Below are 490 nucleotides of genomic sequence, written 5' to 3'. Positions count from 1 at the left end.
CAGCTCATGGTGATTGCGGACTGTCCGCTTAGGAGCTTGGCGAATGGGGGCTTGTATGTCCGGGATGAAGGCGGAAGCTGACTAAAGCCGTCTCTCAGAAACCAGTTAAAAGTAGATCAATAGCCTGAGTGATTTCATCCTGATAAAGAGATAATGACGTCACGACTTTTTTCAGATCACGGTCAGGCACAGCAGCCATAAACTGTGTCATCATAACGAACGACTGGTCATCGACTACGAAAACCGGATTCAGTCTCTTTGCCGGCCTGGGTGCCACTTTCTGTGATAAAAGCGGCACCACGATGCGGGTGCCCAACTCGTCCAGCAGGTCTGCCTGCACATCTAAAACGAAACGCGCTTCACCTCGTCCGGCCAAACAATACACATCAAAACGGGCCATTCAGAAGTTCCGATAATCCGCCAGAGGAAGACCATTCTCTTCGACATACTGTCGGGATTCTTCAAGGGAGGAGCGATTTTCTGCGAGCCA

At 50.6% G+C, this 490-nt stretch carries 2 protein-coding genes; both read right to left on the bottom strand.

The window, feature by feature from the left end; translation table 11 throughout:
* Window positions 1-94: 94 nt before the first annotated feature.
* On the bottom strand, window positions 95-400 hold the full coding sequence (locus HK23_RS14065; RefSeq protein ID WP_025828667.1) for a CcdB family protein: 306 nt from the start codon (window positions 398-400) through the stop codon (window positions 95-97).
* The coding region (locus tag HK23_RS14060; protein WP_179193760.1) for a type II toxin-antitoxin system CcdA family antitoxin at window positions 401-490 on the bottom strand (90 nt) is incomplete at its 5' end.

Source organism: Acetobacter malorum (assembly GCF_002153605.1).
Classification (GTDB): Bacteria; Pseudomonadota; Alphaproteobacteria; order Acetobacterales; family Acetobacteraceae; genus Acetobacter; species Acetobacter malorum_A.
The sequence above is the reverse complement of the archived record's forward strand: the minus strand, read 5'-3'. Positions and strand labels throughout refer to the sequence as shown.

Bases quoted from the DNA above. Each gene is read 5' to 3' on its own strand.
- HK23_RS14065 (WP_025828667.1), bottom strand. From the start codon at position 400: ATGGCCCGTTTTGATGTGTATTGTTTGGCCGGACGAGGTGAAGCGCGT.